The organism is Enterobacter sp. Tr-810, assembly GCF_011752765.1.
GTDB lineage: Bacteria > Pseudomonadota > Gammaproteobacteria > Enterobacterales > Enterobacteriaceae > Enterobacter > Enterobacter soli.
In genome coordinates, this window is record NZ_VWWW01000004.1 from 205663 (window position 1) to 230979 (window position 25317).

The window sequence follows — 25317 nt, forward strand, 5'->3', positions numbered from 1 at the left end:
GTTATGGGACAATTAAGCTAATTATGTTTATGTGAGAACAATCTCGGCGATGGCGCAATTCTACTCTGCAAAGCGACGCGTGACGACGCGTCAGATCATAACTGTTGAAGCCACAGACCTCGATCCCTTTGGTCAGGGGGTCGCTCGTCACAATGGTAAAGCCTTGTTTATAACAGGTTTGCTGCCTGATGAACGAGCAGAAATTACCCTGACGGAAGATAAACGCCAGTATGCCCGCGGCCAGGTCAAACGTCGCCTGAGTGAAAGCCCTGAACGTGTTGCACCCCGTTGCCCTCATTATGGCGTATGTGGCGGTTGCCAGCAGCAGCACGCCAGCATCGCCCTTCAGCAAAAAAGTAAAAGTCAGGCGCTGGCGCGCCTTATCAGGCATGACGTTAACGACATTATTGCCGGTATGCCCTGGGGTTACCGCCGTCGTGCGCGCCTGAGCCTCAGCTATCAGCCCAAAACAGAACGGCTGGAAATGGGGTTTCGCAAGGCGGGCTCCAGCGATATCGTGAATATCCGGCAGTGCCCCATTTTGGTGCCCCAACTTGAGGCATTGCTCCCGGAAGTACGTTCCTGCCTGTCTGAGCTGGATGGTATTCGCCATCTGGGGCACGTTGAACTGGTGCTGGCAAACAACGGGCCGCTCATGGTGCTGCGCCATACCGCACCACTGTCGAAAAAAGACCGTGAAAAACTGGAACGCTTTTCGCATTCTCACGAGCTTGCGCTTTTCCTCGCGCCACAAAGCGAGATACTTGAGCAGGTTACAGGAGAGGCTCCCTGGTATGCGTCAAACGGGCTACGCTTAACGTTCAGTCCGCGTGATTTCATTCAGGTAAACGACGGCGTGAACCAGCAAATGATAGAAAAAGCGCTGGCGTGGCTGGATGTTCAACCCACTGACCGGGTGCTTGATCTGTTCTGCGGTATGGGTAATTTCACGCTGCCGCTGGCCCAGAAAGCGTTAAGCGTCGTGGGTGTGGAAGGCGTTGACGCGCTGGTGGCAAAAGGGCAGGAGAACGCTCAGCTGAATGGGTTGCAAAATGTGACATTCTTTCATCAAAATCTGGAGGAAGATGTCACCCGGCAGCCGTGGGCTAAGCAGGGTTTTGACAAGATTTTACTCGACCCGGCGCGCGCTGGCGCACCTGGCGTGATGCAGCATATTATTAAACTCGCACCTAAACGCGTGGTCTATGTTTCCTGTAACCCGGCCACGCTTGCCAGAGATAGCGAGACATTAACCCAGGCGGGTTACCAAATTCAGCGTCTGGCAATGCTGGACATGTTCCCGCACACTGGGCATCTGGAATCAATGGTGTTGTTCGAGCACATATGATGAATTTGGCTTGTCGACTTCGACAGGCCCTGGTCCCTAAAGGAGAGGACAATGGTTGCGGTAAGAAGTGCACATCTCAATAAAGCTGGTGAGTTTGACCCACAAAAATGGATAGCAAGTCTGGGGATTTCCAGCCAGCAATCGTGTGAACGCTTAACCGAAACCTGGGCTTATTGTCTGCGCACCACGCAAGGGCATTCTGATGCTGAGCTGCTGCTGTGGCGCGGTATTGAGATGGTCGAAATCCTCTCCATGCTCAACATGGATATCGAAACGTTACAGGCGGCGCTCCTGTTCCCACTGGCAGATGCAGACGTAGTTTCTGAGGATGTACTGGTTGAGAGCGTCGGCAAACCCGTTGTGGCGTTGATCCATGGCGTACGTGATATGGCGGCTATCCGCCAGCTGAAAGCTGCCCATACTGATTCTGTCTCCTCTGAACAGGTCGATAACGTCCGTCGGATGCTGCTGGCCATGGTGGATGACTTCCGCTGCGTGGTCATTAAACTTGCCGAGCGTATTGCGCACCTGCGCGAAGTGAAGGATGCGCCGGAAGATGAACGCGTGCTGGCGGCCAAAGAGTGTACAAACATCTATGCGCCGCTGGCGAACCGTCTGGGGATCGGGCAGCTGAAATGGGAGCTGGAAGATTACTGCTTCCGCTACCTGCATCCGGCGGAATATAAGCGTATTGCCAAGCTTCTGCATGAACGTCGCATTGACCGTGAACACTATATCGATGAGTTTGTCGGCGGGTTGCGCCAGTCGATGAAAGAAGAGAATGTGCGTGCCGAAGTGTACGGTCGGCCAAAACACATCTACAGCATCTGGCGCAAAATGCAGAAGAAGCACCTCGCCTTTGACGAGTTGTTTGACGTGCGTGCGGTGCGTATCGTAGCCGAGCGCTTGCAGGACTGCTATGCCGCGCTGGGGATCGTGCACACCCATTTCCGCCACCTGCCGGATGAGTTTGATGACTATGTCGCGAACCCGAAACCGAATGGCTACCAGTCTATCCATACTGTGGTACTTGGCCCTGGCGGCAAAACGGTTGAGATCCAGATCCGTACCAAACAGATGCATGAAGATGCCGAGCTGGGCGTTGCCGCGCACTGGAAATATAAAGAGGGTACGACAGGTGGCGCACGTTCTGGCCATGAAGACCGCATTGCCTGGCTGCGTAAACTGATTGCGTGGCAGGAAGAGATGGCGGATTCCGGCGAGATGCTCGACGAAGTTCGCAGCCAGGTCTTTGATGACAGGGTTTATGTCTTTACGCCGAAAGGCGATGTTGTTGACCTGCCAGCCGGGTCTACGCCGCTCGACTTTGCATACCACATCCACAGCGATGTGGGGCACCGCTGCATCGGTGCAAAAATTGGTGGGCGTATCGTACCGTTCACCTACCAGCTCCAGATGGGCGATCAGATTGAAATTATCACCCAGAAGCAGCCGAACCCAAGCCGTGACTGGCTGAATCCAAACCTGGGCTACGTGACCACCAGCCGCGGGCGCTCCAAAATTCATGCCTGGTTCCGCAAGCAGGATCGCGATAAGAACATCCTTGCCGGCCGTCAGATCCTGGATGATGAGCTTGAGCATATCGGCATCAGCCTGAAAGAGGCTGAGAAGCACCTGCTGCCGCGCTACAACTTTAACGAGCTGGATGAGCTGTTAGCCGCCATCGGCGGGGGCGATATCCGTCTGAATCAGATGGTGAATTTCCTGCAAGCTCAGTTCAACAAGCTCAGTGCGGAAGAGCAGGATGCCGCCGCGCTGAAACAGCTTCAGCAGAAAAGCTATGCCCCGCAGCAGCGCAGCAAAGATAACGGCCGCGTGGTGGTGGAGGGCGTCGGGAATCTGATGCACCACATCGCCCGCTGCTGCCAGCCAATTCCGGGTGACGATATTGTCGGCTTTATCACTCAGGGGCGCGGGATCTCTATTCACCGTTCGGATTGTGACCAGCTCGCTGAGCTGCAATCCCACGCACCAGAGCGTATTGTCGATGCAGTCTGGGGCGAGAGCTACTCTGCTGGCTATTCGCTGGTGGTGCGCGTCACCGCCAATGACCGCAGCGGTTTACTGCGTGATATCACGACCATTCTCGCCAACGAGAAGGTCAACGTGCTTGGGGTAGCCAGCCGCAGTGATACCCGTGAACAGCTTGCCACCATCGATATGACTATCGAAATCTACAACCTCCAGGTGCTGGGCCGCGTGCTGGGTAAACTGAACCAGGTGCCTGATGTGATTGACGCGCGTCGTCTTCACGGCGGTTAACACACTCTTCTGTACGCCGGGTAAGGCATAGCCGCCACCCGGCATTTCTTTTTTTATCAGGACAGAATTATGACCCAAATCGACCGCCTGCTCGGCATCATGAAACGCCTGCGCGACCCGGAAAACGGCTGCCCGTGGGACAAAGAGCAGACCTTTGCCACCATCGCGCCATACACCCTCGAAGAAACCTATGAAGTGCTGGACGCCATCTCCCGTGAAGATTTCGACGATTTACGCGGCGAGCTGGGCGACCTGCTGTTCCAGGTGGTGTTTTACGCCCAGATGGCGCAGGAAGAAGGGCGTTTTAATTTTGATGACATCTGTGCCGCCATTAGCGACAAGCTGGAACGCCGACATCCGCATATCTTCGGCGACGCCACCGCAGGCAACAGCGCGGAAGTGCTGACCCGCTGGGAACAAATTAAGAGTGCAGAGCGCGCCGAAAAATCACAACATTCCGCGTTGGATGACATCCCTCTGAACCTGCCTGCGCTGATGCGCGCGCATAAAATTCAGAAACGTTGTTCCACCGTCGGTTTTGACTGGACATCGCTTGGCCCGGTGCTGGACAAAGTGCATGAAGAGATCGACGAAGTGATGCACGAAGCGCAACAGGCCGTCGTGGATGAAGCAAAGCTGGAAGAAGAAATGGGCGACCTGCTGTTTGCGACGGTCAATCTTTCGCGCCATTTGGGTGTAAAAGCGGAAACCGCGCTGCAAAAAGCCAACATTAAGTTCGAGCGTCGTTTTCGCGAGGTTGAGCGGATTGTTGCCTCGCGTGGCCTGGAAATGACCGGCGTAGACCTCGATGTGATGGAAGAAGTCTGGCAGGAAGTAAAACGCCAGGAATCTGATCTCTAACGGATTTTTGCGATCAAGCGCAATTTGTGTGATTTTTTAAATGACAAGCGCTTGATTTGCGTCAAAAACATTTACCCGAAACGGGCTATTTTCTCACTCCTTATGTTTGTCATAGCCTGGAAAGGAGACGGAGAATGAAAGTTTGTGGCGCTCGCTGTGTTCGGGTATACTACTTTCCCGTCCTGGTTATTCCATCGTTTCACCCTAACTTCTCAGGTTCAGCATGACAACGAACTATATTTTTGTGACCGGCGGGGTCGTATCCTCTCTGGGTAAAGGCATTGCCGCAGCCTCCCTCGCAGCCATTCTTGAAGCCCGTGGTCTCAATGTGACCATGATGAAACTGGATCCGTATATCAACGTCGATCCGGGCACCATGAGCCCAACCCAACACGGGGAAGTGTTCGTTACTGAAGACGGCGCTGAAACCGATCTGGATCTTGGCCACTACGAGCGTTTCATTCGTACCAAAATGACCCGTCGTAACAACTTTACGACTGGCCGTATCTACTCTGACGTTCTGCGTAAAGAGCGCCGCGGTGACTACCTGGGCGCAACCGTGCAGGTTATCCCGCACATCACTAACGCAATCAAAGAACGTGTTCTTGCTGGTGGCGAAGGCCATGACGTTGTGCTGGTTGAAATCGGCGGTACTGTGGGTGATATCGAATCCCTGCCGTTCCTTGAAGCGATTCGTCAGCTGGCAGTAGACATTGGTCGTGAGCACGCGCTGTTCATGCACCTGACGCTGGTGCCTTACATGGCGGCCGCAGGTGAAGTGAAAACCAAACCCACTCAGCACTCCGTTAAAGAACTGCTCTCTATCGGTATTCAGCCTGATATTCTGGTTTGCCGCTCCGATCGTGCTATTCCGGCCAACGAACGTGCGAAAATTGCATTGTTCTGTAACGTGCCAGAAAAAGCCGTTATTTCAATGAAAGATGTCGATTCCATTTATAAAATCCCGGGCCTGTTGAAATCGCAGGGCCTGGACGATTATATTTGTAAACGATTCAGCTTGAACTGCCCGGAAGCAAACCTGTCCGAATGGGAACAGGTTATTTACGAAGAAGCTAACCCGGCAGGCGAAGTGACTATCGGTATGGTGGGTAAGTACATTGAACTGCCAGATGCCTATAAGTCAGTTATCGAAGCGCTGAAACACGGTGGTCTGAAGAACCGCGTCTCCGTTAACATCAAGCTGATTGATTCGCAGGATGTAGAAACACGTGGCGTCGAAATTCTGAAAGATCTGGATGCTATCCTCATCCCTGGCGGCTTCGGCTACCGTGGTGTAGAAGGCAAGATCGCCACCGCACGCTATGCGCGTGAAAACAATATTCCATACCTCGGCATCTGTCTGGGTATGCAGGTTGCGCTGATCGAATTTGCGCGCAACGTAGCGGGAATGGAAAACGCGAACTCTACGGAATTTGTGCCAGACTGTAAGTACCCTGTAGTGGCGCTTATCACTGAATGGCGCGACGAAGAAGGTAACGTCGAAGTCCGTACTGAGAAGAGCGATCTGGGTGGCACTATGCGTCTTGGCGCACAGGCCTGCCAGCTGTCCGACGATAGCGTTGTTCGCAAGCTGTATGGCGAACCAACCATCACCGAGCGTCATCGTCACCGCTATGAAGTCAACAACATGTTGTTGAAACAAATTGAAGCTGCGGGTCTGCGTGTTGCGGGCCGTTCCGGGGATGATCAGTTAGTCGAGATCATCGAGGTGCCAAACCATCCTTGGTTCGTTGCCTGCCAATTCCACCCGGAATTTACTTCAACGCCGCGTGACGGACATCCGCTGTTTGCCGGCTTCGTGAAAGCCGCCAGCGATTACCAGAAGCGTCAGGCGAAGTAAAAAAAGTTAGAACGGCAACGCGTACCATTGGTACGCGTTGTTTGTCTGGAGTTTTAGTTTAACTTGTACTGAGGAAAATCTAATGTCCAAAATCGTTAAAGTCATCGGTCGTGAAATCATCGACTCCCGTGGTAACCCGACCGTTGAAGCCGAAGTTCACCTGGAAGGTGGTTTCGTCGGTATGGCAGCTGCTCCATCAGGTGCTTCTACTGGTTCCCGCGAAGCGCTGGAACTGCGCGATGGCGACAAATCCCGTTTCATGGGCAAAGGCGTACTGAAAGCTGTTGGCGCTGTAAACGGTCCTATTGCTCAGGCAATCCTTGGCAAAGACGCCAAAGACCAGGCTGGCATCGACAAGATCATGATCGATCTGGACGGTACTGAAAACAAATCTAACTTCGGTGCTAACGCAATCCTGGCTGTTTCCCTGGCGAACGCCAAAGCAGCAGCAGCTGCAAAAGGCCAGCCACTGTTCGAGCACATCGCTGAACTGAACGGCACCCCAGGCAAATACTCCATGCCAGTACCAATGATGAACATCATCAACGGTGGTGAGCACGCGGATAACAACGTTGATATTCAGGAATTCATGATTCAGCCAGTTGGCGCGAAATCCCTGAAAGAAGCGGTACGTATGGGTTCTGAAGTGTTCCACAACCTGGCTAAAGTTCTGAAAGCTAAAGGTATGAACACTGCTGTTGGTGACGAAGGTGGCTATGCGCCAAACCTGGGTTCTAACGCAGAAGCTCTGGCAGTCATCGCAGAAGCAGTGAAAGCCGCAGGCTACGAGCTGGGCAAAGACATCACCCTGGCGATGGACTGTGCAGCATCTGAATTCTACAAAGACGGTAAATACGTTCTGGCTGGCGAAGGCAACAAAGCGTTCACCTCTGAAGAGTTCACTCACTTCCTGGAAGACCTGACCAAACAGTACCCAATCGTTTCTATCGAAGACGGTCTGGACGAATCTGACTGGGCTGGTTTCGCATACCAGACCAAAGTACTGGGCGACAAAATCCAGCTGGTTGGTGACGATCTGTTCGTAACCAACACCAAGATCCTGAAAGAAGGCATCGAGAAAGGCATCGTTAACTCCATCCTGATCAAATTCAACCAGATCGGTTCTCTGACCGAAACTCTGGCTGCGATCAAAATGGCGAAAGACGCTGGCTACACCGCTGTTATCTCTCACCGTTCTGGCGAAACTGAAGACGCTACCATCGCTGACCTGGCTGTTGGTACCGCAGCGGGCCAGATCAAAACGGGTTCTATGAGCCGTTCTGACCGTGTTGCTAAATACAACCAGCTGATTCGTATCGAAGAAGCTCTGGGCGAAAAAGCACCATACAACGGTCGTAAAGAGATCAAAGGCCAGTAATAGCCTTTAAGTCTTAAAATGAAAATGCCAGTCGAATGACTGGCATTTTTTTTGGCTATTTAAAATCGACGGCCATCTGTTCGGGGATTGTCAGCCCCTGAGTGGTCTGTACACAGCGGGCGATGTAGTCCGTAAAGCGGGGCGGTTTTGGCATCCCCATGCTCAACAGCTTGTCGTTGCTAAAGCGCACGTTAAGCGTGGCAAAGGCGCCGTACAAACGCATCGCCTTAAGCATCAGACGCTCGTTGCAGGGGCCAAAAATGTGCTTCAGTTCCCGGCGCATTTTCACCAGCGTTTCATAACTCACCTGCGCGTATTTGTCTCCGACCGGCGCTTTCTCCAGCGCTTCCGCCATTGCCATATCAATATCAGCAAAGCGAACGCTGTTCTCTTCCCCGGCTGAAATATGGACCACCTCGCCCTGCCCGGCAGAACTGTTGAGTAGCATCAGCAGCGCATCAGCACAGTAATCCACAGGCACGACATCGACTTTATCTTCCATCGAGCACATGAATTTTTGCAGCATCAGCCCCATACTGAAGACCCAAAAAATACTGCTCGAAGGCGTGCAGCCGTGACGCGTATGGCCGACCACAATTGATGGGCGGGCAATCAACAGCGGTAAGCGCGGGCATTGCTGGCGCATCAGCTGCTCAATGGTGGATTTCGAGTAGGTGTATTCCACCAGATGCTCGGCGTTCTCTCTGAACTCTGCACTTTCGGCAACCAGGCTATCCTGTTCCGGCGTGCATGACATGGCTGTCCCTACGTGCAGGAAACGCTGCAAACCTTCAACCTGTTCCATTCTGGTGGCGAGTGCCAGCGTGCCTTCGACGTTCACTTTCCAGATAAGCGGGTTATTCCCAAAGGACGCGACGGCTGCACAGTTAAGTACGTGAGTCACGTGCTCCAGTCGCGGATCGCTGAGAAAATCGTGCGCGTTTGCGAGATCGCCGATGAGGATGTCATCCGCGTTCAGCCTGGCCAGCGTGTTCTCATGAACATGGAATTTGCGCATATTCTCCTTTACGCGCTCAAGCCCTTCCTGCAGGCTGCCGGCACGCACCAGCAGCAGCAAATTTACCGCCTGATCGCTATTAAGGATTTTTTCGAGTACTGCTCCGCCAAGAAACCCGGTCACGCCCGTGATGAATAACGTATTCATGGATACTGTCTCATGCTGATAGATGAGCGGATTGTAGGCGGGGAAAAGTAAACGGCGTTTAAATAAAGAAATGCCGTTATAAGCCTTATCTTAAGCTTATTTTAAGGTAAGGAAATCAGGAGAAGATATTCGACAACGGAACGTAATGAATGATTCAATTAAATATTTTAAAATATTTAATACTTTGTTTTTTAATGGTTTGTTTTTATTTGTTTATGTTTTTTAGTTGATTCTAAATGTAAAAATAAAAATGGTTTGTTACACCATGATGGAAAGCTAAAACGAATGATTATTTCCCAAAGTAAAATCGCGGAAACTCACAGCGAATAGGGTAACAGGACGAAATAAAATAACCGGCTAAATAATTGTTATAATAATGGAGGAAGTGTTGCATTGGCTGTCTGCGGCTTTTGTCAGGTCCTCCGCTGCGGGTGTTGGGACGGTTTGTCCCGGTAATGAGCAGCCAAAGCACCGATGGAGCATGATCCTTCGACAGGGATCTGCGATAATTAACGATTACCCCTTTAACTGAGAAGACTATGCAGTACCCGATTAACGAGATGTTCCAGACCCTGCAAGGCGAGGGTTACTTTACCGGCGTTCCCGCTATTTTTATTCGTTTACAGGGATGCCCGGTTGGCTGTGCCTGGTGTGATACCAAACATACGTGGGATAAACTCGCAGATCGGGAAGTGTCGCTGTTTAGCATTCTGGCTAAAACCAAAGAGAGCGATAAGTGGGGCGCGGGGAGTTCAGAAGATCTGCTGGCGATTATCGGTCGTCAGGGCTGGACGGCGCGCCATGTGGTGATCACCGGTGGTGAGCCTTGCATTCACGATTTAACGCCGCTGACTGAGCTGCTCGAAAAGAACGGTTATAGCTGTCAGATTGAAACCAGTGGTACGCATGAAGTGCGTTGTTCCCATGCGACCTGGGTGACGGTTTCACCGAAAGTGAATATGCGCGGTGGCTATGATGTGTTGTCTCAGGCGCTGGAGCGTGCTGACGAAATCAAACACCCGGTTGGCCGCGTACGTGATATCGAAGCGCTGGATGAACTGCTGGCGACGCTGTCTGACGAAAAACAGCGCGTGATTGCGCTTCAGCCTATCAGCCAGAAAGACGATGCCACACGTCTGTGTATTGAAACCTGCATTGCCCGCAACTGGCGCCTGTCGATGCAGACGCACAAGTATTTGAATATTGCTTAAAAAAAGCCCGGCATTGACCGGGCTTTTTTCTTACTATCCGCGATACACACAGCCTGCCGTACAGGTTTCTTTGATCATCACCGCGCTCAGCAGTGGCACCAGCGGCTTCATCTGATCCCAAATCCATTTTGCCAGCACTTCGCTGGTCGGGTTTTCAAGGCCCGGGATATCATTCAGATAGTAGTGATCAAGGCGATCGTAAGTCGGCTTAAACGCCGCTTTCAGTTCAGCAAAGTCCATGATCCAACCGGTATGCGGATCGACTTCACCCGTGATTTCAAGACGCACCATAAACGAGTGCCCGTGTAAACGGCCACATTTATGCCCGGCAGGGACGTGTGGAAGATGGTGTGCGGCTTCGAAGACGAAATCTTTAAACAGTGTGGTGGACATCATGAACTCTCAAGTAATGCGGAAAAAACCGCCGCATAGTACCGGAAAGCACATTTTTTAGCATTAACTAAAACGGCCTTTACCTTCATTGATGATGGGAACAGCGTTTTACCTGGTTTTTGTATTTATATTTCAATTGGTTAGATAATCGGTTTTATCGTTAAGAACGATAGCTAAAACAGGTTAGTCCATTTGGTTATTTATTATTTCCATCCCTTCTTTAATTGTTATTATCCCCGCCGTTAACCTTATCTCTAGTTTGGTCTTTTTGCATAAATTCCGCTTTGCTACTGGAACATAACGACGCATGACAACACAGGCCCCACCTTCAAATTTGCTTCCCCTGAACCCGGAGCAACTGGCGCGCCTACAGGCCGCCACCACTGATTTTTCACCCACTCAGCTTGCCTGGGTGTCCGGCTATTTCTGGGGAATGCTTAACCAACAGCCAGGGGCCGTTGTTGCCGCGCCTGCCGCTGCCGTTGAGATCCCGGCTGTTACGCTTATCTCCGCCTCGCAGACGGGCAACGCCCGCCGTGTTGCCGAAGCGCTGCGTGATGATCTGCTTGCCGCCAAACTGAACGTGAACCTGGTTAACGCAGGGGATTATAAATTCAAACAAATCGCGTCAGAAAAACTGCTGGTGGTTGTGGCTTCAACTCAGGGCGAGGGCGAACCTGCTGAAGAGGCAGTGGCGCTACATAAGTTCTTGTTCTCGAAGAAAGCACCAAAACTGGATGGCACTGCCTTTGCCGTGTTTGGCCTGGGCGACACCTCTTATGAATTCTTCTGCCAGTCCGGTAAAGACTTCGACAGCAAGCTGGCTGAGCTGGGTGCTGAGCGTCTGCTGGACCGCGTTGATGCCGATGTGGAATACCAGCCCGCGGCGGCGGAATGGCGTTCTCGCGTGGTCGAGGTGCTGAAAGCACGTGTACCGAAAGAGACATCCGCGCAGGCAGCATTCAGCGCCACGGGCGCCGTTAATGATATTCACACCAGCCCGTACACCAAAGAGGCGCCGCTGACGGCAAGCCTGTCGGTGAATCAGAAGATCACTGGGCGCGACTCAGAGAAAGACGTTCGCCATATCGAAATCGACCTGGGCGATTCCGGTTTACGCTATCAGCCTGGCGATGCGCTGGGTGTCTGGTATCAGAACGACCCTGCTTTAGTGAAAGAGCTGGTAGAGCTGTTGTGGCTGAAAGGCGACGAGCCGGTCACCGTTGAAGGCAAAACGCAGACGCTTGCTGAAGCCCTGCAATGGCACTTTGAGCTGACCGTGAACACAGCCAACATCGTTGAAAATTACGCGACCTTGACGCGCAGCGAATCCCTGCTGCCGTTAGTGGGCGATAAAGCGAAGTTGCAGCACTATGCGGCCACTACGCCGATTGTTGATATGGTTCGTTTCGCACCAGCGCAGCTGGATGCCGAAGCGCTGGTTGGCCTGTTACGCCCGCTGACGCCGCGTCTTTACTCGATCGCCTCTTCGCAGGCGGAAGTAGAAAGCGAAGTCCACGTGACCGTGGGCGTGGTGCGTTATGACATCGAAGGCCGTGCTCGTGCAGGCGGTGCCTCCAGCTTCCTGGCTGACCGTATCGAAGAAGAGGGCGAAGTTCGCGTCTTTATCGAGCACAACGACAACTTCCGTCTGCCCGCAAACCCGGAAACGCCGGTCATTATGATTGGCCCAGGTACCGGTATCGCGCCGTTCCGTTCCTTTATGCAGCAGCGTGCGGCAGATGATGCATCCGGTAAAAACTGGCTGTTCTTCGGCAACCCGCACTTTACGGAAGATTTCCTCTACCAGGTTGAATGGCAGCGCTATGTTAAAGAAGGCGTACTGAGCCGCATCGACCTGGCCTGGTCGCGTGATCAGAAAGAAAAAGTATACGTACAAGACAAACTGCGCGAACAGGGCGCAGAGCTGTGGCGCTGGATCAATGACGGTGCCCACATTTATGTCTGCGGCGACGCTAATCGCATGGCGAAAGACGTTGAGCAGGCTTTGCTGGAAGTGATTGCCGAATTCGGTGGTATGGATGCCGAAACGGCGGATGAATATTTAAGTGAGCTGCGCGTAGAGCGCCGTTATCAGCGAGATGTCTACTAATGAGCGAAAAACACCCTGGCCCACTGGTGGTCGAAGGCAAACTGACTGATGCCGAGCGCATGAAGGTTGAGAGTAACTACCTGCGCGGCACCATTGCCGAAGATTTGAATGACGGTCTGACTGGCGGTTTTAAAGGCGACAACTTCCTGCTGATCCGTTTCCACGGTATGTATCAGCAGGATGACCGCGATATCCGCGCCGAACGTGCAGAACAAAAGCTGGAGCCGCGTCACGCGATGCTGCTGCGCTGCCGCCTGCCGGGTGGGGTTATCACCACCAAACAGTGGCAGGCAATCGACAAATTTGCCCATGACAACACCATTTACGGCAGCATCCGTCTGACGAACCGTCAGACCTTCCAGTTCCACGGTATTCTGAAAAAGAACGTGAAGCCGGTACACCAGATGCTGCACTCGGTCGGGCTGGACGCACTGGCGACCGCCAACGACATGAACCGTAACGTGCTCTGCACCTCGAACCCGTTTGAGTCTGAGCTTCATGCCGAAGCGTACGAATGGGCGAAGAAAATTTCTGAGCACCTGCTGCCACGTACCCGCGCCTATGCGGAGATCTGGCTCGATCAGGAAAAAGTTGCCACCACAGACGAAGAACCGATCCTCGGCCAGACGTATCTGCCGCGTAAGTTCAAAACCACAGTGGTGATCCCGCCGCAGAACGATATCGATCTGCACGCCAACGACATGAACTTCGTGGCGATTGCGGAAAACGGCAAGCTGGTGGGCTTTAACCTGCTGGTGGGTGGCGGTTTATCCATTGAGCACGGCAACAAGAAAACCTATGCCCGTACGGCGAGTGAGTTCGGCTTCCTGCCGCTTGAGCACACGCTGGCGGTGGCGGAAGCGGTTGTTACCACGCAGCGTGACTGGGGTAACCGTACTGACCGTAAAAACGCGAAAACCAAATACACCCTGGAGCGCGTGGGCGTTGAGACGTTTAAAGAAGAAGTGGAACGTCGCGCCGGCATCAAATTTGAGCCGATCCGCCCTTACGAATTCACCGGTCGCGGCGATCGCATCGGTTGGGTAAAAGGCATCGACAATAAATGGCACCTGACGCTGTTTATCGAAAACGGCCGTATTCTGGATTATCCGGGGCGTCCGCTGAAAACCGGTTTACTGGAAATTGCTAAGATCCACAAAGGCGAGTTCCGTATTACGGCTAACCAGAACCTGATCATTGCCGGTGTGCCGGAAAGCCAGAAAGTGAAGATCGAGAAACTGGCGCGCGATCATGGGTTGATGAATGCGGTGAAACCGCAGCGTGAAAACTCCATGGCCTGCGTGTCATTCCCGACCTGTCCGCTGGCAATGGCTGAAGCTGAACGTTTCCTGCCGTCGTTCACCGACAAAGTGGAATCAATTCTGGAAAAACACGGTATTCCTGAAGAGCATATCGTGATGCGCGTGACGGGCTGCCCGAATGGCTGTGGTCGGGCGATGCTGGCTGAGCTGGGTCTGGTGGGTAAAGCGCCGGGTCGCTACAACGTGCATCTGGGCGGTAACCGGATGGGGACGCGCATTCCACGTATGTATCGCGAGAACATTACGGAACCAGAAATTCTTGATTCCGTTGACGAGCTTGTCGGGCGCTGGGCGAAAGAGCGCGAAGCGGGTGAAGGCTTCGGTGACTTTACGGTGCGTGCGGGCATCATTCGCCCGGTGCTCGATCCCGCACGGGATTTCTGGGAGTAACATCCCGACGGTTTTACAGGTTTTGTAGGCCGGGCAAACGCAGTGCTGCCCGGCAAAAACAGGCAAACGAGGTTTTTATGTCCGTACTCGATCTAAACGCCCTTAATGAACTGCCAAAAGTCGAACGCATTCTGGCACTGGCAGAAACCAACGCACAACTGGAAAAGCTGGACGCCGAAGGGCGTGTGGCGTGGGCGCTGGAAAATCTGCCGGGTGACTATGTGCTCTCGTCGAGCTTTGGTATTCAGGCCGCGGTCAGCCTGCATCTCGTGAATCAGATCCGCCCGGACATACCGGTGATCCTCACCGATACCGGCTACCTGTTCCCGGAAACCTACCAGTTTATCGATGAGCTGACGGACAAGCTCAAGCTGAACCTGAAGGTGTATCGCGCTGAGCAGAGCGCGGCCTGGCAGGAGGCGCGCTACGGCAAACTGTGGGAGCAGGGCGTTGAAGGCATTGAGAAATACAATGAAATCAACAAGGTCGAGCCGATGAACCGTGCGCTGAAAGATCTGAATGCACAGACCTGGTTTGCCGGTTTACGCCGCGAGCAGTCTGGTAGCCGTGCCACGTTGCCAGTGCTGGCGGTTCAGCGCGGTGTATTCAAAGTGCTGCCGATTATCGACTGGGACAACCGTACGGTTTATCAGTATCTGCAAAAACACGGGCTGAAATACCATCCGCTGTGGGACCAGGGTTATCTGTCGGTGGGCGATACCCACACCACGCGTAAATGGGAACCGGGAATGGCGGAAGAAGAGACGCGATTCTTTGGGCTGAAGCGCGAGTGCGGATTGCACGAAGGGTGATCCCACGCACCCTCTCCCTGTGGGAGAGGGGCGGGGTGAGGACATCAGGCAGCACTAAGCCTTATTTGCTTTCGCCAGCTCTTTCACCAGCGGCAGCATTACTTTCACCACATCACGACTGCGGTGTTCAATACGCTGCGGTAGCGCGCTATCAATGTGCTGCTGATTATCAAGCCTCACATCATGCCAGCTTGTTCCGTTCGGGAAGGCTTTAGATTTGGCTCTCTGCTGATAACCATCTTTTTTGCCCAGCCCCCAGTTCGTCGCTTCCACGTACAATACCGGAATGCCGGCTTTATCGAACACTTCACCGTCGTTACAACAACCCGTTCCGCGTGGATAACCCGGGTTCCCGCCCGGATTACTGGTGGCATAAACGCCCTGACTGCGGGCAATTGCCAGCGCCCGGTCGCGGGTTAATTTGCGCACGCTGCCTGGCGTACTCTGTCCGCTATTAAAATAGAGTTTGTCGCCGACGATAAGGTTATCGAGATTAATCACCAGCAAGGTGTTTTTCTTCTCTTCAGGGCTCATGCGCTTAAGGATATTCTCAGCACCGAGTTTCCCTTCTTCTTCACCGCTGGTCGCGATAAAGCGAATCCCGTATTTCGTCGGGATATTCTTCAGATGTTCGGCCAGTTCGAGCATCACGCCCAGACCCGCTGCGTTATCGTCTATTCCCTGAAGCGTCAGGCCGCCGAGGTTATTGTCGGTATCGGCATCGCTCATCGGGGCGAAGGTATCCAGGTGCGCCATAATAATGATTTGCTGGGCGCTCTTGCCTTCATGTGCTGCAATGACCGTACTGCCGGTCACGTTATGCCAGTTTTTGCTGTTGTTGCGCGAGGTATAGATGTACCGGCTGTGAAAAGCCCGGATATCGCTCTGGTATCCCATCCCGGCAAACTGCTGGCGGATATAGTCGGCGGAGAGCATCTCGGCAGGCGTGCCGGTCATACGGCCAGGAAAGACAGTCGCAATATGCCGCGCCTGCGTACTGGCAATTTCGCCGTACGGTGGATTTTTTGCCTGGGCGGGGAGGATAAAGCAAACGCCGAGCGCCAGGGCAGCAATACGGTGGCGCGTTGCGGAAAACATAGTGAGTCCTTAAAAACAGAGCAAAATTTTAACTGGCTTAGTATGAAACTGTGACCCGGTATACACAATTTGAATTGCTCTTAAATGCCCGAAATTTCGTGTGTTAAGCACTTTTTGATATTTGCTTTTTCATGGCGTTATTCCATTGAGTAACTACTCATTCCAATTCGTAATTTCATTCGATCTAAACCGCCCCCTATAGTCCCACTATTCCTGGTTGTTAGTGAGTTGGTGCTTGTGGACTATCTGCCCTTATTTGCTGCCATAAAAGACAGACCTGTGCTGGTGGTTGGTACGGGTGAGATTGCCGAGCGCAAAATTGCGTTTCTGCATCGCGCGGGGGCGCAGGTGCGGGTAGCCGCAGAAGCGGATTTTGACGAATCACAAATCGACAGCGTCGTGCTGGTGATTGCGGCGACCGAAAATCGCGAGCTGAACCGGCGGATCTCCGACGCCGCTCAGGCGCGTTACCGTCTGGTGAACGTAGTGGACGATCAGCCTTTATGCTCATTTATTTTCCCGTCTATCGTTGACCGCTCACCGCTACTGGTGGCTATCTCCTCTGGCGGCACGGCTCCGGTTCTGGCGCGCGTGCTGCGGGAAAAAATCGAAGCGCTGCTGCCCACAAGCCTCGGGCGTATGGCCGAGAAAGCCAGTTACTGGCGCAACCATCTGAAAACGCGTCTGACCAGCGTGGCCGAGCGCCGTCGCTTTTGGGAACGCGTCTTTCGTGGCCGTTTCGCCAGCCTGATGCACGCCGGTAATGAAGCCGCCGCGCAGCAGATTCTGGAAGATGAACTGGATAATCCCGGCAGTACGGGCGGGGAGATCATTCTGGTGGGAGCCGGGCCGGGCGATGCCGGGCTGCTCACGCTGCGCGGCCTCCAGGTTCTTCAGGATGCGGATGTAGTGTTCTATGACCACCTGGTGAGCGACGGCGTGCGCGAACTGATCCGCCGTGATGCCGAACAAATCTGCGTGGGTAAACGCGCCGGTGAACACTCCGTGCCTCAGCACGATACCAATCAGATGCTGATTGCAGCCGCCAGAGAAGGCAAAACCGTGGTGCGCCTGAAAGGTGGCGATCCGTTCATCTTTGGCCGTGGCGGGGAAGAGCTTCAGGCCGCTGCCGAGGCGGGGGTACCTTTCCAGGTCGTGCCAGGTATTACGGCTGCTTCAGCGGTGACAGCTTATGCTGGCATCCCGCTGACCCACCGTGATTACGCTCAGAGCGTGACCTTTGTGACCGGCCACTATAAGGCCGACAGCACGCCGTTTGACTGGTCGCATCTGGCCGAGAGCCGACAAACGCTGGCCATTTATATGGGCACGATGAAAGCGGCGGAAATCAGCGAACAGCTTATTCAGCATGGTCGCGATGCGACAACGCCAGTGGCCGTGATCTCCCGCGGAACGCGCGTCGACCAGCATGTTGCCACCGGCACATTACAAGACCTTGTACACCTTGCGAAAGACGCCCCTATGCCCGCCCTGATTGTGGTGGGGGAAGTGGTGCAGCTGCACAGCACGCTCGCCTGGTTTCAACACACAACCGACACAGAAGGCTTCGGTGCTTCTGTTATAAATTTGGCTTAAGGAACGGTTATGGACCAAAAAAGACTGACTCACCTGCGGCAACTCGAAGCGGAGAGTATTCATATCATCCGCGAGGTGGCTGCCGAATTCTCTAACCCGGTGATGATGTACTCCATCGGTAAAGATTCCAGCGTGATGCTGCATCTGGCGCGTAAAGCGTTTTATCCGGGCACGCTGCCGTTCCCGCTGCTGCACGTGGATACCGGCTGGAAATTCCGCGAAATGTACGAATTCCGCGACCGTACCGCAAAAGCCTACGGCTGTGAGCTGCTGGTGCATAAAAACCCGGAAGGGGTGGCGATGGGCATTAACCCGTTCGTCCACGGTAGCGCCAAACACACCGATATCATGAAAACCGAAGGGCTGAAGCAGGCGCTGAACAAATACGGTTTTGATGCGGCCTTCGGCGGCGCGCGCCGTGACGAAGAAAAATCCCGTGCCAAAGAGCGTATCTACTCTTTCCGCGACCGCTTCCACCGCTGGGACCCAAAAAACCAGCGTCCGGAGCTGTGGCACAACTACAACGGCCAGATCAACAAAGGCGAAAGCATTCGCGTGTTCCCGCTCTCTAACTGGACCGAGCTGGATATCTGGCAGTACATCTATCTGGAAAATATCGAGATTGTTCCTCTGTACCTGGCCGCTGAACGCCCGGTGCTGGAGCGTGACGGGATGCTGATGATGATCGATGACGATCGCATTGATTTGCAGCCTGGCGAAGTGATCAAAAAACAGATGGTGCGTTTCCGTACCCTCGGCTGCTGGCCGCTGACCGGCGCGGTGGAATCTAACGCGCAGACGCTGCCGGAGATCATCGAGGAGATGCTGGTGTCTACAACCAGCGAGCGACAGGGCCGCGTGATTGACCGCGACCAGGCAGGCTCCATGGAGCTGAAGAAACGTCAGGGTTATTTCTAAGGAGCCGCCATGAATACCACTATTGCTCAACAAATTGCTGATGAGGGTGGCGTTGAAGCCTACCTGCACGCGCAACAGCACAAAAGCCTGCTGCGCTTTCTGACCTGCGGCAGCGTCGATGACGGGAAAAGTACCCTGATTGGCCGCTTGCTGCACGACACGCGCCAGATTTACGAAGACCAGCTCTCTTCTCTGCACAACGACAGCAAACGTCACGGCACGCAGGGTGAAAAACTGGATCTGGCATTGCTGGTGGATGGCTTACAGGCAGAGCGCGAGCAAGGCATTACCATTGATGTCGCTTATCGTTACTTCTCTACCGAAAAGCGCAAATTTATCATCGCCGACACCCCGGGACATGAGCAGTACACCCGTAATATGGCCACCGGTGCATCGACCTGTGAGCTGGCGATCCTGCTGATCGACGCGCGTAAAGGCGTGCTGGATCAAACCCGTCGTCACAGCTTTATCTCCACGCTGCTGGGGATCAAACACCTGGTGGTGGCGATCAATAAAATGGATCTGGTGAATTTCAGCGAAGAGAAATTCGACGAGATCCGCCAAAGCTACCTGACCTTTGCCGAACAGCTGCCGGGTAACCTGGATATTCGCTTTGTGCCGCTCTCTGCGCTGGAAGGCGATAACGTGGCTTCCCAGAGTGCGAACATGCCGTGGTACAGCGGCCCGACGCTGCTGGAAGTGCTGGAAACCGTTCAAATTCAGCGTGTGGTCGATACCCAGCCGATGCGTTTCCCGGTGCAGTACGTTAACCGTCCGAACCTCGATTTCCGCGGTTTTTCCGGCACAATTGCCTCTGGCAGTGTGAAAGTCGGGCAACGTGTGAAAGCGCTTCCTTCAGGCGTGGAGTCTTCCATTGCGCGTATCGTGACCTTCGATGGCGATCTGCCTGAAGCAGGCGCTGGCGAAGCGGTGACTCTGGTGCTGAAAGACGAAATTGATATCAGCCGCGGTGACCTGCTGGTGGATGCCCATGAAACGCTGGCGGCTGTGCAGGGCGCAGCCGTGGACGTGGTATGGATGGCCGAGCAGCCGCTGAAAGCCGGCCAAAGCTACGACATCAAAATCGCGGGCAAGAAAACCCGTGCCCGCGTGGACGGGATTCAGTTCCAGGTGGATATCAACAACCTGACGCAGCGTGAAGTGGCAGAGCTGCCGCTGAACGGCATCGGCCTGGTGGATCTCACCTTTGACGAGCCGCTGGTGCTGGATCAATACCAGCAGAACCCGGTGACCGGTGGGCTGATCTTTATCGACCGTCTCTCTAACGTCACCGTGGGAGCAGGGATGGTGCGTGAGCCAAATGATAAGGCCACGGTAACCTCCGAATTTAGCGAATTTGAGCTGGAGCTGAATGCCCTGGTGCGTAAGCACTTCCCGCACTGGGGTGCGCGCGATCTGCTGGGAGGCAAGTAATGGCCGCGCATGATGAGAACGTCGTCTGGCATCCTCATCCGGTGACGGTTGCTCAGCGTGAACAACTCCACGGTCATCGTGGGGTTGTGCTGTGGTTTACCGGGCTGTCTGGCTCGGGGAAATCCACGGTTGCGGGGGCGCTGGAAGAGGCGTTACATCAGCAGGGGGTGAGTACTTACCTGCTGGACGGTGACAACGTGCGCCACGGCCTGTGCAGCGATTTAGGGTTCAGCGATGAAGATCGTAAAGAGAATATCCGTCGGGTCGGAGAAGTGGCGAGCCTGATGGCCGATGCCGGGCTGGTGGTGCTGACCGCGTTTATCTCGCCTCACCGCGCCGAGCGCCAGATGGTGCGCGAACGCGTGGGTCACGATCGCTTTATCGAGGTGTTTGTTGATACCCCTCTGGAAATCTGCGAAGCACGCGATCCAAAGGGACTCTACAAAAAAGCCCGAGCGGGTGAGCTGCGAAACTTCACCGGAATTGACTCTGTATACGAAGCGCCTGAATCCCCAGAGATTCACATGGAAGGTCAACAATTGGTAACAAATTTAGTGAGCCAATTATTAGACCTGCTCAGACGGGACGATATTATCAGATCCTGAGACGGTATCGTTCGGGAGCTGTCTTCCCGAACGATGAGTCATGGTCACAGGATTAGCTATGCGCAACAGTGAAAACTACATTATCACCACCGGGTCGGAGCCGTTATCGACCGACGACGAGACGACCTGGTCATTTCCTGGGGCCATAGTCGGCTTCGTCGCGTGGTTGCTGGCGCTGGGTATCCCTTTTCTTATCTACGGCGGTAACACGCTGTTCTTCTTTCTCTACACATGGCCTTTCTTCCTTGCGCTGATGCCCGTTGCTGTCGTGGTCGGCATTGCGCTTCATTCGCTACTCAATGGCAAACTCTTATATAGTGCTATCGTCACGATTGTGACGGTGGTCTTGATGTTTGGTCTGTTATTTTTGTGGCTCATGGGCTAACTTCAGCCATAATTCAAACCGTAACCAACTGTGTGACGATATTGTGCAGGGCGATTCTGCGGAAAAAATGTGGTACATTTGCCCGCGATGTTGCGGCATCTCTGTAACCCCGGCGAAGAGTCCCGGGGAAAGTTATGGGATGATGATGCCGTTTTTCAGGGGGCAGGATGGGTAAACTAACGCTGCTGTTGCTGGCTTTGCTGGTCTGGCTGCAATATTCGCTGTGGTTCGGTAAGAACGGCCTACACGACTATAGCCGGGTGAGCGATGATGTCGCGGCTCAGCAGGCAACAAACGCCAAACTTAAGGCGCGAAACGATCAACTCTTTGCTGAAATTGATGACCTCAATGGCGGGCAAGAGGCGATTGAGGAACGCGCACGCAATGAACTCAGTATGACTAAGCCGGGCGAAACGTTTTATCGTCTGGTACCGGATGCGTCTAAACGCAATCAGGGCTCAGCACAAAACAATCGATAATCAGGCCCAGGATTACGACATGGCAGTTACTTTTTCGGACGTATGCGCCGTGGTGCCAGCCGCAGGTTTCGGCCGGCGTATGCAGACAGAATGTCCAAAGCAATACCTCTCAATTGGCGATAAAACGATCCTTGAGCACTCCGTGGCGGCGCTGCTGGCGCATCCACGGGTGACGCGCGTCGTTATCGCCATCAGCCCCGGCGATGCTCGTTTTGCTGAACTGCCGCTGGCGAATCACCCGCAAATTACCGTTGTTGATGGCGGCGCAGAGCGCGCCGACTCTGTGCTGGCGGGCATTCAGGCTGCCGCAGGCGCGCAGTGGGTGTTGGTGCATGACGCCGCGCGCCCATGCCTGCATCAGGACGACCTTGCACGCCTGCTGGCGCTGAGCGAAACAAGTACGGTAGGCGGTATTCTGGCCGCGCCGGTGCGCGACACCATGAAACGTGCTGAACCGGGCAAACAGGCGATCGCCCATACCGTTGAGCGCGTTGATTTGTGGCACGCGCTGACGCCGCAGTTTTTCCCCCGCGAGTTACTCCACGATTGCTTAACGCGTGCGCTTAAAGAAGGTGCCATCATCACTGATGAAGCCTCGGCGCTGGAGTATTGCGGTTTTCACCCAACGCTTGTTGAAGGACGTGCTGATAATATAAAAGTGACACGTCCTGAAGATTTACAGCTCGCGGAATTTTATCTTACCCGTTCGACCCATCAGGAGAAGGCATAATGCGAATTGGACACGGTTTTGATGTACACGCCTTTGGCGGAGAAGGCCCAATTATCATTGGCGGCGTACGTATTCCTTATGAAAAAGGGCTGCTGGCGCATTCTGATGGCGACGTGGCGCTGCACGCATTAACCGATGCGCTACTGGGCGCTGCCGCGCTCGGCGATATCGGTAAACTGTTCCCGGACACCGACCCGGCGTTCAAAGGGGCTGACAGCCGCGCGCTGCTGCGCGAAGCCTGGCGCCGTATTCAGGCTAAAGGCTACAGCCTTTGCAACGTCGATGTAACGATCATCGCTCAGGCACCCAAAATGCTGCCGCACATCCCGCAGATGCGCGTATTCATTGCCGAAGATCTGGGCTGCCATATGGATGACGTTAACGTTAAAGCCACCACCACCGAGAAACTCGGCTTTACCGGCCGCGGTGAAGGTATCGCCTGTGAGGCCGTGGCGCTTCTGGTGAAGGCGGCAAAATGACAGACTTCGACAACCTGACGTACCTGTACGGCAAACCTCTGGGTAGCGGTGTGCTGAAAGCCAGCCCGGAAGATTTTGTCGTCGTCGAGGATTTAGGTTTCGCACCGGACGGGGAAGGCGAGCACATCCTGGTTCGCATCCTGAAAAACGGCTGCAATACCCGCTTTGTGGCGGATGCGCTGGCTAAATTTTTGAAAATCCACGCCCGTGAAGTGAGCTTTGCCGGCCAAAAAGATAAACATGCGGTCACCGAACAATGGCTCTGCGCGCGCGTGCCGGGCAACGGGATGCCGGATTTAAGCAAATTTGAGCTTGAAGGCTGTAAAGTGCTGGAATATGCCCGCCACAAGCGCAAACTGCGCCTGGGGGCACTGAAAGGTAATGACTTTACGCTGGTACTACGTGAGGTCACGAACCGCGACGACGTTGAAAAACGGCTGAATGCCATTAGCGAGCAGGGCGTGCCGAACTACTTTGGTGCGCAGCGTTTCGGTATCGGCGGCAGTAACCTTCAGGGCGCGCTGCGCTGGGCGCAAAGCGATGCCCCGGTTCGTGACAGGAATAAACGCAGTTTTTGGTTGTCGGCAGCCCGAAGCGCGTTGTTTAATCAAATTGTGAGCGAACGACTGAAAAAACCGGACGCGAATCAAGTTGTTGTCGGCGATGCGCTACAATTAGCGGGACGCGGGAGCTGGTTTGTGGCAACGGCCGAAGAAATGGCCGATGTGCAGTCGCGCGTGGAGGCCAAATCCCTGATGATTACTGCTGCATTGCCCGGCACGGGCGAGTGGGGAACTCAGGGAGAAGCGCTGGCTGCTGAGCAGTCCGCCGTGGCGGATGCGCCAGAATTACAATCATTGCTGGTGCGGGAAAAAGTCGAAGCAGCACGCCGCGCGATGCTGCTCTACCCGCAACAGCTGAGCTGGAACTGGTGGGATGACGTAACCGTCGAGTTACGCTTCTGGCTGCCGGCAGGTAGCTTTGCCACCAGTGTTGTCAGGGAACTTATCAACACGTCGGGTGACTATGCGAATATTGCTGAGTAACGATGATGGGATCCACGCCCCAGGCATTCAGACGCTGGCGAAAGCCCTGCGTGAATTTGCCGATGTGCAGGTTGTGGCGCCTGATCGTAACCGCAGTGGGGCGTCTAACTCATTGACGCTGGAGTCGTCACTTCGTACCTTTACCTTTGAAAATGGCGACATTTCTGTCCAGATGGGCACACCGACGGACTGCGTGTTTTTGGGCGTGAATGCACTTATGCGCCCGCGCCCGGATATCGTCGTATCCGGTATCAATGCTGGCCCGAATCTGGGTGATGACGTTATCTATTCCGGCACGGTTGCTGCCGCAATGGAGGGCCGCCATCTGGGATTTCCTGCACTGGCGGTTTCGTTAAACGGCCACAAGCATTACGACACGGCAGCGGCAGTCACCTGTTCCATTTTGCGCGCGCTCAACCGTGAACCGTTGCGTACGGGCCGTATTCTCAATATCAACGTCCCTGACCTGCCTCTGGATGAAATCAAAGGTATTCGCGTAACCCGTTGCGGGAGCCGCCATCCGGCCGATCAGGTGATCCCGCAGCAGGATCCGCGTGGTAATACGCTTTACTGGATTGGACCGCCAGGCGAAAAACACGATGCCGGGCCGGATACCGATTTCGCCGCGGTGGATGAAGGGTACGTTTCGGTTACGCCATTGCACGTAGATTTAACCGCTTATAACGCGCATGATGTAGTGTCGGGCTGGTTGGATCGCGTTGGAGTGAACACGCAATGGTAAGCAAACGTGTACAAACTCTTCTGGAACAATTACGCGCTCAGGGGATCGCTGACGAGCATGTGCTGGATGCGCTCGCCCAGGTTCCGCGTGAGAAATTTGTAGACGAGGCGTTTGAACACAAAGCGTGGGAAAATGTGGCGCTGCCTATCGGGCAGGGCCAGACTATTTCGCAGCCCTACATGGTGGCGCGCATGACGGAATTACTGGAGCTGACGCCAGAATCCCGCGTGCTGGAGATTGGCACCGGGTCGGGTTATCAAACCGCGATCCTGGCGCATCTGGTTCACCATGTCTGTTCGGTCGAGCGAATTAAAGGTTTACAGTGGCAGGCGCGTCGTCGCCTGAAACAACTTGATTTACATAATGTTTCGACACGTCATGGTGATGGCTGGCAGGGTTGGCAGGCTCGCGCCCCGTTTGACGCCATTATCGTGACGGCAGCGCCGCCTGAGATCCCGGCAGCACTCTTATCGCAGCTGGATGAAGGCGGCATTCTTGTCCTGCCCGTGGGTGATGAACAACAGCTTCTGAAGCGTGTTCGTCGGCGTGGCGGCGAGTTTATTATCGATACTGTGGAAGCCGTGCGCTTTGTGCCTCTTGTGAAGGGAGAACTGGCCTGAGACTCAGAATTATCCAGGGTTATTAAGGCAAATTCAGCGTATGGTGTG

23 protein-coding genes are annotated in these 25317 nt (G+C 54.2%); 20 read left to right on the top strand and 3 right to left on the bottom strand.

The annotated features are described in order from the left end of the window. The first annotated feature begins 49 nt into the window (after window positions 1-49). From rlmD to eno, 5 genes are all read left to right on the top strand, one after another. Window positions 50-1348 carry a 23S rRNA (uracil(1939)-C(5))-methyltransferase RlmD gene (gene rlmD / locus F3J30_RS13770; RefSeq protein ID WP_166717604.1) on the top strand — a complete coding sequence of 433 codons (1299 nt, stop codon included), beginning with the start codon at window positions 50-52 and terminating at the stop codon, window positions 1346-1348. Between the two features lie 51 nt (window positions 1349-1399). Then, window positions 1400-3631 (top strand): GTP diphosphokinase, encoded by a 2232-nt coding sequence (gene relA, locus F3J30_RS13775; RefSeq protein ID WP_166717605.1) that lies wholly within the window; start codon window positions 1400-1402, stop codon window positions 3629-3631. 69 nt (window positions 3632-3700) lie between these two features. Further along, window positions 3701-4492 carry a nucleoside triphosphate pyrophosphohydrolase gene (gene mazG, locus F3J30_RS13780; protein ID WP_014071563.1) on the top strand — a complete coding sequence of 264 codons (792 nt, stop codon included), beginning with the start codon at window positions 3701-3703 and terminating at the stop codon, window positions 4490-4492. Window positions 4493-4715: 223 nt separating this feature from the next. Then, window positions 4716-6353 carry a glutamine hydrolyzing CTP synthase gene (pyrG, locus tag F3J30_RS13785; RefSeq protein WP_014071562.1) on the top strand — a complete coding sequence of 546 codons (1638 nt, stop codon included), beginning with the start codon at window positions 4716-4718 and terminating at the stop codon, window positions 6351-6353. An 82-nt stretch (window positions 6354-6435) separates the two neighbouring features. Next, a complete protein-coding gene (gene eno / locus F3J30_RS13790) occupies window positions 6436-7731 on the top strand; it encodes a phosphopyruvate hydratase (protein ID WP_014071561.1) in 1296 nt (431 codons plus the stop codon). A 55-nt stretch (window positions 7732-7786) separates the two neighbouring features. On the opposite strand, the gene F3J30_RS13795 is transcribed toward eno, so the two are convergent. Continuing rightward, window positions 7787-8896 carry an SDR family oxidoreductase gene (locus tag F3J30_RS13795; RefSeq protein WP_166717606.1) on the bottom strand — a complete coding sequence of 370 codons (1110 nt, stop codon included), beginning with the start codon at window positions 8894-8896 and terminating at the stop codon, window positions 7787-7789. 539 nt (window positions 8897-9435) lie between these two features. On the opposite strand from F3J30_RS13795, the gene queE reads away from it, so the two are divergent. Further along, on the top strand, window positions 9436-10107 hold the full coding sequence (gene queE, locus F3J30_RS13800; protein WP_014071559.1) for a 7-carboxy-7-deazaguanine synthase QueE: 672 nt from the start codon (window positions 9436-9438) through the stop codon (window positions 10105-10107). Window positions 10108-10140: 33 nt separating this feature from the next. Here queE and queD read toward each other — a convergent pair whose 3' ends face one another. Beyond that, complete coding sequence (gene queD / locus F3J30_RS13805; RefSeq protein WP_014071558.1) at window positions 10141-10503, bottom strand: 6-carboxytetrahydropterin synthase QueD; 363 nt, start codon at window positions 10501-10503, stop codon at window positions 10141-10143. Between the two features lie 304 nt (window positions 10504-10807). On the opposite strand from queD, the gene cysJ reads away from it, so the two are divergent. The 3 genes from cysJ (at window position 10808) to cysH (ending at window position 15137) form a co-directional block, all read left to right on the top strand. After that, a complete protein-coding gene (cysJ, locus tag F3J30_RS13810; protein WP_166717607.1) occupies window positions 10808-12613 on the top strand; it encodes an NADPH-dependent assimilatory sulfite reductase flavoprotein subunit in 1806 nt (601 codons plus the stop codon). Then, window positions 12613-14325: an assimilatory sulfite reductase (NADPH) hemoprotein subunit gene (gene cysI, locus F3J30_RS13815; RefSeq protein ID WP_166717608.1), complete on the top strand. Its 1713-nt coding sequence runs from the start codon at window positions 12613-12615 to the stop codon at window positions 14323-14325. Before cysJ ends, cysI begins: the two co-directional genes overlap by 1 nt. A gap of 77 nt (window positions 14326-14402) precedes the next feature. Continuing rightward, window positions 14403-15137 carry a phosphoadenosine phosphosulfate reductase gene (gene cysH, locus F3J30_RS13820; RefSeq protein WP_014071555.1) on the top strand — a complete coding sequence of 245 codons (735 nt, stop codon included), beginning with the start codon at window positions 14403-14405 and terminating at the stop codon, window positions 15135-15137. Between the two features lie 54 nt (window positions 15138-15191). Here cysH and F3J30_RS13825 read toward each other — a convergent pair whose 3' ends face one another. Beyond that, window positions 15192-16235, bottom strand: a complete 1044-nt coding sequence (locus F3J30_RS13825; protein WP_166717609.1) for an aminopeptidase — start codon at window positions 16233-16235, stop codon at window positions 15192-15194. 246 nt (window positions 16236-16481) lie between these two features. On the opposite strand from F3J30_RS13825, the gene cysG reads away from it, so the two are divergent. The 11 genes from cysG (at window position 16482) to F3J30_RS13880 (ending at window position 25269) form a co-directional block, all read left to right on the top strand. Further along, window positions 16482-17831 (top strand): siroheme synthase CysG, encoded by a 1350-nt coding sequence (gene cysG / locus F3J30_RS13830; RefSeq protein WP_166717715.1) that lies wholly within the window; start codon window positions 16482-16484, stop codon window positions 17829-17831. Window positions 17832-17840: 9 nt separating this feature from the next. Then, on the top strand, window positions 17841-18749 hold the full coding sequence (cysD, locus tag F3J30_RS13835; RefSeq protein ID WP_008499613.1) for a sulfate adenylyltransferase subunit CysD: 909 nt from the start codon (window positions 17841-17843) through the stop codon (window positions 18747-18749). Window positions 18750-18758: 9 nt separating this feature from the next. Further along, entirely contained in the window at window positions 18759-20183 is a 1425-nt protein-coding gene (gene cysN, locus F3J30_RS13840; RefSeq protein ID WP_014071552.1) for a sulfate adenylyltransferase subunit CysN, read from the top strand. Continuing rightward, entirely contained in the window at window positions 20183-20788 is a 606-nt protein-coding gene (gene cysC, locus F3J30_RS13845) for an adenylyl-sulfate kinase (RefSeq protein ID WP_166717610.1), read from the top strand. The genes cysN and cysC overlap by 1 nt, the downstream gene beginning before the upstream one ends. 58 nt (window positions 20789-20846) lie before the next feature. Beyond that, the gene (locus tag F3J30_RS13850) at window positions 20847-21173 is read left to right on the top strand and encodes a DUF3561 family protein (protein ID WP_166717716.1); all 327 of its coding nucleotides are present in this window, start codon (window positions 20847-20849) and stop codon (window positions 21171-21173) included. Window positions 21174-21340: 167 nt separating this feature from the next. After that, window positions 21341-21652 (top strand): cell division protein FtsB, encoded by a 312-nt coding sequence (gene ftsB / locus F3J30_RS13855; protein WP_003862095.1) that lies wholly within the window; start codon window positions 21341-21343, stop codon window positions 21650-21652. Window positions 21653-21671: 19 nt separating this feature from the next. Further along, the gene (ispD, locus tag F3J30_RS13860; RefSeq protein WP_014071549.1) at window positions 21672-22382 is read left to right on the top strand and encodes a 2-C-methyl-D-erythritol 4-phosphate cytidylyltransferase; all 711 of its coding nucleotides are present in this window, start codon (window positions 21672-21674) and stop codon (window positions 22380-22382) included. Continuing rightward, window positions 22382-22861, top strand: a complete 480-nt coding sequence (ispF, locus tag F3J30_RS13865; protein ID WP_014071548.1) for a 2-C-methyl-D-erythritol 2,4-cyclodiphosphate synthase — start codon at window positions 22382-22384, stop codon at window positions 22859-22861. The genes ispD and ispF overlap by 1 nt, the downstream gene beginning before the upstream one ends. Further along, the gene (gene truD / locus F3J30_RS13870; RefSeq protein WP_166717611.1) at window positions 22858-23907 is read left to right on the top strand and encodes a tRNA pseudouridine(13) synthase TruD; all 1050 of its coding nucleotides are present in this window, start codon (window positions 22858-22860) and stop codon (window positions 23905-23907) included. The genes ispF and truD overlap by 4 nt, the downstream gene beginning before the upstream one ends. Further along, entirely contained in the window at window positions 23888-24649 is a 762-nt protein-coding gene (gene surE, locus F3J30_RS13875; RefSeq protein ID WP_014071546.1) for a 5'/3'-nucleotidase SurE, read from the top strand. Before truD ends, surE begins: the two co-directional genes overlap by 20 nt. Continuing rightward, window positions 24643-25269, top strand: a complete 627-nt coding sequence (locus tag F3J30_RS13880; RefSeq protein WP_014071545.1) for a protein-L-isoaspartate(D-aspartate) O-methyltransferase — start codon at window positions 24643-24645, stop codon at window positions 25267-25269. Before surE ends, F3J30_RS13880 begins: the two co-directional genes overlap by 7 nt. The last annotated feature ends 48 nt before the right edge of the window (window positions 25270-25317 follow it).

What these genes read in the sequence shown, in the direction of transcription:
- cysI (WP_166717608.1), top strand. Translation starts at nt 12,613, where the DNA reads ATGAGCGAAAAACACCCTGGCCCACTGGTGGTCGAAGGCAAACTGACT.
- cysD (WP_008499613.1), top strand. Translation starts at nt 17,841, where the DNA reads ATGGACCAAAAAAGACTGACTCACCTGCGGCAACTCGAAGCGGAGAGT.
- pyrG (WP_014071562.1), top strand. Translation starts at nt 4,716, where the DNA reads ATGACAACGAACTATATTTTTGTGACCGGCGGGGTCGTATCCTCTCTG.
- cysH (WP_014071555.1), top strand. Translation starts at nt 14,403, where the DNA reads ATGTCCGTACTCGATCTAAACGCCCTTAATGAACTGCCAAAAGTCGAA.
- relA (WP_166717605.1), top strand. Translation starts at nt 1,400, where the DNA reads ATGGTTGCGGTAAGAAGTGCACATCTCAATAAAGCTGGTGAGTTTGAC.
- F3J30_RS13795 (WP_166717606.1), bottom strand. Translation starts at nt 8,896, where the DNA reads ATGAATACGTTATTCATCACGGGCGTGACCGGGTTTCTTGGCGGAGCA.
- truD (WP_166717611.1), top strand. Translation starts at nt 22,858, where the DNA reads ATGACAGACTTCGACAACCTGACGTACCTGTACGGCAAACCTCTGGGT.
- ispD (WP_014071549.1), top strand. Translation starts at nt 21,672, where the DNA reads ATGGCAGTTACTTTTTCGGACGTATGCGCCGTGGTGCCAGCCGCAGGT.
- F3J30_RS13880 (WP_014071545.1), top strand. Translation starts at nt 24,643, where the DNA reads ATGGTAAGCAAACGTGTACAAACTCTTCTGGAACAATTACGCGCTCAG.
- cysC (WP_166717610.1), top strand. Translation starts at nt 20,183, where the DNA reads ATGGCCGCGCATGATGAGAACGTCGTCTGGCATCCTCATCCGGTGACG.
- mazG (WP_014071563.1), top strand. Translation starts at nt 3,701, where the DNA reads ATGACCCAAATCGACCGCCTGCTCGGCATCATGAAACGCCTGCGCGAC.
- queE (WP_014071559.1), top strand. Translation starts at nt 9,436, where the DNA reads ATGCAGTACCCGATTAACGAGATGTTCCAGACCCTGCAAGGCGAGGGT.
- ispF (WP_014071548.1), top strand. Translation starts at nt 22,382, where the DNA reads ATGCGAATTGGACACGGTTTTGATGTACACGCCTTTGGCGGAGAAGGC.
- F3J30_RS13850 (WP_166717716.1), top strand. Translation starts at nt 20,847, where the DNA reads ATGCGCAACAGTGAAAACTACATTATCACCACCGGGTCGGAGCCGTTA.
- F3J30_RS13825 (WP_166717609.1), bottom strand. Translation starts at nt 16,235, where the DNA reads ATGTTTTCCGCAACGCGCCACCGTATTGCTGCCCTGGCGCTCGGCGTT.
- rlmD (WP_166717604.1), top strand. Translation starts at nt 50, where the DNA reads ATGGCGCAATTCTACTCTGCAAAGCGACGCGTGACGACGCGTCAGATC.
- ftsB (WP_003862095.1), top strand. Translation starts at nt 21,341, where the DNA reads ATGGGTAAACTAACGCTGCTGTTGCTGGCTTTGCTGGTCTGGCTGCAA.
- cysN (WP_014071552.1), top strand. Translation starts at nt 18,759, where the DNA reads ATGAATACCACTATTGCTCAACAAATTGCTGATGAGGGTGGCGTTGAA.
- surE (WP_014071546.1), top strand. Translation starts at nt 23,888, where the DNA reads ATGCGAATATTGCTGAGTAACGATGATGGGATCCACGCCCCAGGCATT.
- queD (WP_014071558.1), bottom strand. Translation starts at nt 10,503, where the DNA reads ATGATGTCCACCACACTGTTTAAAGATTTCGTCTTCGAAGCCGCACAC.
- eno (WP_014071561.1), top strand. Translation starts at nt 6,436, where the DNA reads ATGTCCAAAATCGTTAAAGTCATCGGTCGTGAAATCATCGACTCCCGT.
- cysJ (WP_166717607.1), top strand. Translation starts at nt 10,808, where the DNA reads ATGACAACACAGGCCCCACCTTCAAATTTGCTTCCCCTGAACCCGGAG.